Raw genomic sequence first — 6,033 nt, forward strand, 5'->3', positions numbered from 1 at the left:
GGCTTGCCGATCTCGCAGCGCTTCGAGCTCGGCGGCGACAGCTGGAACGCCAGCGTCGTGCTGGGCACGCGGCAGCGCTTCCAGGTCGGCCTCGGCGACGCGCGGGACTTCGCCATCGAGATCGCGCAGGTGGACGAGGCCTCGGTGCGCTTCCTGTGCAACGGCGTGACCGAGAGCGCGGCCTTCCATCGCGACGGAGCGCTGCTGCTGCTGCACTACCGCGGCCGGGCCCTGCGCATCGAGGACAAGACCCGGGCCGCATCGGCCCGCCAGGGCGAGGCGGGCGGCGACGGCAAGCTGCGTGCCTCCATGAACGGGCGCGTGGTCGCGGTGCTCGCGGCCGTCGGCGACACGGTACAGGCCGGTCAACCCATCGTCACGCTCGAGGCCATGAAGATGGAACACGTGCACGTGGCCTCCGTGGCCGGAACGCTCGCCGCGCTGCATGTGGCGGTGGGCGAGCAGGTGGCCGCGAGCCGCGTGGTGGCCGAGATCGTCGCCGCCGCACCCGTGGAGGGCGGCCCGGCCGCCGCGCGCTGAACCCACAACCACCCCCGAGGAAAAAACCATGAGAGACACGACCACCCCCGTCGGCACCGCGCCGGCGGTCCTGCTCGAGAAACGCGAGCGCGCGTTCTGGATCACCATCAACCGCCCCGACAAGCGCAATGCCATCAGCAAGGAGGTGGTGGCCGGCATCCGCGAGGGCTACCGGCAGGCGCACGCCGATCCGGAGGTGCGCGTGATCGTGCTGACCGCCGCGGGCGACAAGGCCTTCTGCGCCGGCGGCGATCTCCAGCCTGGCGCGGCATTCAGCTTCGACCATTCCCGGCCCAACGTGGAATATGCCGACCTGCTGCGCGACGCGCAGAACGCCACCCTGCCCAGCATCGCGCGGGTCAACGGCGTGTGCATGGCCGGCGGATTCGGCCTGCTGTGCATGACCGACATGGCGATCGCGGCGGACCACGTGCAGTTCGGCCTGCCCGAGGTGAAGATCGGCCTCTTCCCGATGCAGGTGCTGAGCGTGCTCAACGGTGTCGCGCCGCGCCGCAAGGTGCGCGAATGGTGCATCACGGGCGAGCCCTTCGACGCCGCGGAGGCCCTGGACAACGGCCTGCTGAACTACGTGGTGCCGGCCGCCGAGCTGGATGCCAGGACGCAATGGCTGATCGACCGGCTGGCCGGCAAGTCGCCGACCGCCATCCGCCGCGGCAAGTACGCGATGCGGGCCATGGACGCGATGTCCTTCGACCAGAGCATCGCCTACACCGAGGGCCAGATCGCGCTGATGGCCATGACGGAGGACGCCCGGGAAGGGCTGGCGTCCTTCAATGAGAAGCGCAGGCCGGCATGGACGGGGCGCTGAGCGCGCCGGGCTACTCGAGCGAGCTATCGGAAATGCTATGGACGACCGCCGTACACCGCCGTCAGAATCGGCGCAGACGTCCCACGGGGCATGCCGCAATGGCAGGTCCTGGCGGGGCGTCGTCGGTCAAGCCAAGCAAGGAGACGCTCATGCCCCCTCATCCAGAACCCGCGCGGGGCCCCGCGGCGGGGCCGGCCTGGCCGGATTCGATGATGTGGCTGAACGTCGACCGGGTCCTGTACGTGGGCCTGGTCGGCGAACCGATGGTGCGGGAGCTGGGCGCCTATTCCATCTATGTGTCGCTGAGCAAGACGCACCGCATCTCCATCGAGGGCGGGCCCTGGCAGGAAGCGGAACTCTCGGTGGTGCCGCCCTATGTCTCGCACTCGCTGGTGTCGGGCGACCGCATGATCTGCGACATCCTGATCGAAGCCGACAGCGTGGCGGTCGACAAGCTGCCCGCGTTCATTGCCAATGGGCGTGGGGCGGTGCAGGCGCCTGAAACGGCGAGTGCGTTGCGCGGCGCGCTCGAGCGCTTTCAGAGCGGAACGGCCCAGCAGACGCTGCAGACGGCCGATTTCGACCAATGCTTTTTCGGCCAGGCGCTGGAGCCGCGTGTCATCGACCGGCGCATCCGCGCGGTGCTGGCGAAGATCAAGGACGACCCGAACAGCCACACCTCGGCACAGGACTGCGCCGAGGCCTCGCACCTCTCGGTGTCGCGCTTCCTGCATCTTTTCAAGACCGAGGCAGGCACGCCGTTTCGCAGCTTTCGAACCTGGCAGCGGGCGCGCAGCGTTCTCTACTACGTGACGCAGGACGCGAACCTCGCGCAGATCGCGCTCGACGCTGGCTATCCGGACTCGACCCATTTCAGCCACTCGGTGCGGCAGGTCTACGGGCTGACGCCGAAGTCGATCTTCGCGGTCGGCCGCAAGATCGACGTGCACGGGCGCGTGGCTTAGCGCGACGCAGGAGACATTTCAATGCAGGTGGATTTCGATTTCAGCGGACAGCACGTGGTCGTCTTCGGCGGCACCACGGGCATCAATTTCGGCATCGCGCAGGCCTTCGCGCGGCAGGGTGCCAAGCTCACCGTGGCGAGCCGCAAGCCCGAGAACGTCGAAGCCGCGACGGCCGAACTGCGCCGCCACGGCGGCCAGGTGCATGGCGTGAGCGCGGACGTGCGCGACTTCGATGCCGTGGGCCGCGCGCTGCAGGCGTCGGTCGACCGCTTCGGCCCCATCGACGCACTGGTGTCGGGAGCCGCGGGCAATTTTCTCTGCGAGGCCAAGGACATGTCGTCCAACGGATTCAAGGTGGTGGTCGACATCGACCTGGTCGGTAGTTTCCATGTCTTGCGCCAGGCCTATGCGCACCTGAGGAAACCGGGTGCGTCCGTCATCAACATCACGGCGCCGCAGTCCTTCGTTCCGATGCGCTACCAGGCGCATGCCTGCGCGGCAAAGGCCGGCATCGACCAGCTCACGCGGGTGCTGGCGCTGGAGTGGGGCGGGGAGGGCATCCGCATCAACTCGATCTCGCCCGGCCCGATCGATGGGACCGAGGGCTTTCGCAAGCTGATGGCGCCCGCACCGTCGGAGCGCGAGCGGGCCCTCGATGCGGTGCCGCTCAAACGCTTCGGCAGCCTCGACGACATCGCCAACCTGGCCCTGTTCCTGGCATCGCCATTCGCCGGCTACATCTCCGGTGCATTGATTCCCTGCGACGGCGGCGGCGCCCTCGAAAGCGTCAAGCCCGCGCTGGAGTCGGCGGGGGACGCAGCCCTCGCGCTGTAGGGCGGTCCGCCGAGCGGGAGCGAACGGCTCGACGAGTCGACGCAAGACCGCGCGCCGCCGGCGCGGTAGCCTTCCCGCACAAGGAGACAAGCCATGGAAACTTCACTCGACGCGCTGCAACGGCGCATCCGGCGGATTGCGCTGGGGGACGTGCTGCACCGCTCGGCGCGCCGCTTCGGCGAGCGCACCGCGCTGATCGACGGCGACACGCGCGTGTCGTACCGGGCGCTCGACGAGGCTGCCAACCGGTTCGCCCATCACCTCCTGGGCCAGGATGCGGGCCAGGCCGGCGCCGTCGGCATGCTGTGCGGCAACTCCATCGAGACGATCTGCGCCATCCTTGGCATCCACAAGGCGGGGCGCGTCTGGGTGCCGATCAACACCGCGCTGGCGCCGGAGGCCATCGGCTACATCCTCGATCATGCGGAAGTGCGGTCGCTGGTGATCGACGCCGCTTTCTACGCCAGGCCGGAGCTGCGCGCGCTCGTCGAGTCCAGGGGCATCGTTCCCATCCTCGTGTGCCCGGCAGACCACGTTCCGGCTGCGGACGTTTCGACGGTGAACCAGACGATCGCCAGCGGGCCGGTGACCTTGCCCGAGGTGGAGATCGAGAGCGAGCAGCTGGCGCTGATCATGTACACCAGCGGCACGACCGGCAGGCAGAAGGGCGTGATGCACTCGCATGCCTCGGTGTACGCCGCGCTGACCTCGAGCGCGATCGCGTGGCACAGCAGCACCACCGGCGACGTCTGGAGCGGCATGCTGCCGCTGTTCCACATCGGGCAGTACACGGTGATGATGACCTTGCTGACCGTGGGCGGCACGATGCTGGTGCAGCGCGGCTTCGATCCGGCGGCCATGCTCGAGGCGATCGAGCGCCACAAGGTCACGGTGATCGCCGCGTTGCCGATGATGTACGCGGCCATGCTCTCGCACCCCGACAAGCCCCGGCGCGACCTGGGCAGCCTGCGCCTGTGCATCTACGCGATGGCGCCGATGTCGAAGGCACTGGTGCTCCGGATGCTCGACGAGTTCTGCCCGAACCTCATGCAGCCCGGCGGCCAGACCGAGGTCATCGCGCCCGCCACCGTCTTCGAGGCGCACGAGCAGCGCCGGCGTTTCGGCGCCTACTGGGGTGTCGCCACCACCGCCAACGAGGTCGCGGTCATGGGCGACGACGGCCGCTTGCTGGCGCGCGGCGAGGTCGGCGAGATCGTGTTCCGCGGCCCGAGCGTGATGCTCGGCTACTACAAGGACCCGGAGGCGACGGCGCATGCCTGGCGCCACGGGTGGCACCACTCGGGCGACCTGGGCATGTTCGACGAGGACGGGCAGCTGCTGTTCATGGACCGCCTGAAGGACATGATCAAGTCGGGCGGCGAGAACGTGCCGTCGATCAAGGTCGAGGAGGTGCTGCTGCGCCACCCCGCGGTGTTCAACGCCGCGGTGGTCGGACTGCCGCACGACCGCTGGGGCGAGGCGATCACCGCCTTCATCGTGCTCAGGCCGGGCATGGCGGCGACGCCGGACGAGGTGATCGCGCATTGCAAGGAACAGCTCGGCGGTTTCGAAGTGCCCAAGGACATCGTCTTCGTGCCGGCGCTGCCCACGACGTCGACAGGGAAGATCCAGAAGTTCGAGTTGCGGCGCGCGAACCTGGCCTTCTACGAGCGCGCCGGATGAATCTGCGTTGCCGCGCCCGCCGCGGCGGGACCGCTCACTTCGTGCGTCGCCGATCGAAGAAGGCCTGCCGCCAGGGCATGACGCGTACCGAGGCGAACAGGCCGCCCTGCGCGAAGGGGTCGTCGCAGATGAAGCGTTCCGCGTCCGCGCGGTCGTCGGCGTCCACGATGATCAGCGCGCCGATCGCGCGGCCGTCCTCGTCGAGCACCGCGCCGCCGGCCAGCATGCGCTGCTGCCGCTCGCTCAGGTAGTCGAGGTGCGCCGGCTTGAGCGTTTCGCGCAGTGCCTGCGCGTCGGGCTGGTCGAGCGCGAGGATGACGTAGGGCATGCCGCTCTCCGGTTCGGTTCAGCTCGGCGTGATGCCGGCCTTGGCGATGATCTCGCCCCAGGTCTTCATCTCGCGCGCGATGAAGGCCTGGAACTCCGCCGGCGTGCTGCCCACCGGCTCGGCGCCGTTCACCGTCAGCGCCTCGCGCGTGGCGCGCGTCTGCAGGGCCTTGCGCACCTCGGCGCTCAGGCGTTCAACGATGGCCGCGTCGGTGCCCGCGGGCGCGAGCACGCCGGTCCAGGCGCTGACGTCGAAGGGCTTGCCCGTGGCTTCGGCGACGGTGCGCACCTTGGGCAGCGAGGGCGAGCGCCGCGCGGTCGACGCGGCCAGCGCGCGCAGCTTGCCCGACTTCACGAGCGGCGCGGCCGCGACCACGTTCGCGAACATCAGGTCGACGTGGCCGCCCATCAGGTCGGCCAGCGCGGGACCGGTGCCCTTGTAGGGCACGTGCGTCATCGTCACGCCCGACTGCAGCGCCAGCAGTTCCATCGACAGGTGGTCGGCCGTGCCGCTGCCGGTGGAGGCGAAGGACAGGCGCTTGGAGCGCGCCGCCGCGAGCGCATCGTCGAAGGACTGGATCGACGAGGTGGACGAGGCCACCATGATGAACGGCGACTGCACCGCGAGGCCGATCGGCGCGAAGGCCTTCGCGGTGTCGAAGGGCATGCTCTTCATCATCCACGGGTTGGTGGCATGCGGCACGCTCGCGACCAGCAGCGTGTAGCCGTCGGGCGCCGCCTTGGCCACCAGCTCCGAACCGATCAAGGTGCTGGCACCGGGCTTGTTGTCGACGAAGAAGGACTGGCCCATCGACTCCGACAGCCCCATCGCGATCGCGCGCGCCACCACGTCGG

The 6,033-nt window shown here is 69.2% G+C and carries 7 protein-coding genes; 5 read left to right on the forward strand and 2 right to left on the reverse strand.

Going from position 1 to position 6,033, the window contains the following annotated elements:
- From AC27VN_RS29965 to AC27VN_RS29985, 5 genes are all read left to right on the forward strand, one after another.
- Positions 1–540 (forward strand): acyl-CoA carboxylase biotin carboxyl carrier protein subunit (locus AC27VN_RS29965; protein ID WP_490878902.1); only part of this gene is annotated, 540 nt, incomplete at its 5' end.
- A gap of 28 nt (positions 541–568) precedes the next feature.
- The gene (locus AC27VN_RS29970) at positions 569–1,369 is read left to right on the forward strand and encodes an enoyl-CoA hydratase/isomerase family protein (RefSeq protein WP_490878903.1); all 801 of its coding nucleotides are present in this window, start codon (positions 569–571) and stop codon (positions 1,367–1,369) included.
- Positions 1,370–1,518: 149 nt separating this feature from the next.
- Positions 1,519–2,334, forward strand: a complete 816-nt coding sequence (locus tag AC27VN_RS29975; protein ID WP_490878904.1) for a helix-turn-helix transcriptional regulator — start codon at positions 1,519–1,521, stop codon at positions 2,332–2,334.
- 21 nt (positions 2,335–2,355) lie between these two features.
- Positions 2,356–3,168 (forward strand): SDR family oxidoreductase, encoded by an 813-nt coding sequence (locus AC27VN_RS29980; RefSeq protein WP_490878905.1) that lies wholly within the window; start codon positions 2,356–2,358, stop codon positions 3,166–3,168.
- 93 nt (positions 3,169–3,261) lie between these two features.
- The gene (locus tag AC27VN_RS29985; RefSeq protein ID WP_490878906.1) at positions 3,262–4,851 is read left to right on the forward strand and encodes a class I adenylate-forming enzyme family protein; all 1,590 of its coding nucleotides are present in this window, start codon (positions 3,262–3,264) and stop codon (positions 4,849–4,851) included.
- Positions 4,852–4,885: 34 nt separating this feature from the next.
- Here AC27VN_RS29985 and AC27VN_RS29990 read toward each other — a convergent pair whose 3' ends face one another.
- Positions 4,886–5,179: a YciI family protein gene (locus tag AC27VN_RS29990; protein ID WP_490878907.1), complete on the reverse strand. Its 294-nt coding sequence runs from the start codon at positions 5,177–5,179 to the stop codon at positions 4,886–4,888.
- Between the two features lie 18 nt (positions 5,180–5,197).
- The coding region (locus AC27VN_RS29995) for a tripartite tricarboxylate transporter substrate binding protein (protein ID WP_490878908.1) at positions 5,198–6,033 on the reverse strand (836 nt) is incomplete at its 5' end.

It is taken from the genome of Variovorax sp. 20P10.2.4 (assembly GCF_058244205.1).

Coding starts and splice junctions, on each gene's coding strand:
- AC27VN_RS29975 (WP_490878904.1), top strand. CDS start 1,519: ATGCCCCCTCATCCAGAACCCGCGCGGGGCCCCGCGGCGGGGCCGGCC.
- AC27VN_RS29980 (WP_490878905.1), top strand. CDS start 2,356: ATGCAGGTGGATTTCGATTTCAGCGGACAGCACGTGGTCGTCTTCGGC.
- AC27VN_RS29990 (WP_490878907.1), bottom strand. CDS start 5,179: ATGCCCTACGTCATCCTCGCGCTCGACCAGCCCGACGCGCAGGCACTG.
- AC27VN_RS29985 (WP_490878906.1), top strand. CDS start 3,262: ATGGAAACTTCACTCGACGCGCTGCAACGGCGCATCCGGCGGATTGCG.
- AC27VN_RS29970 (WP_490878903.1), top strand. CDS start 569: ATGAGAGACACGACCACCCCCGTCGGCACCGCGCCGGCGGTCCTGCTC.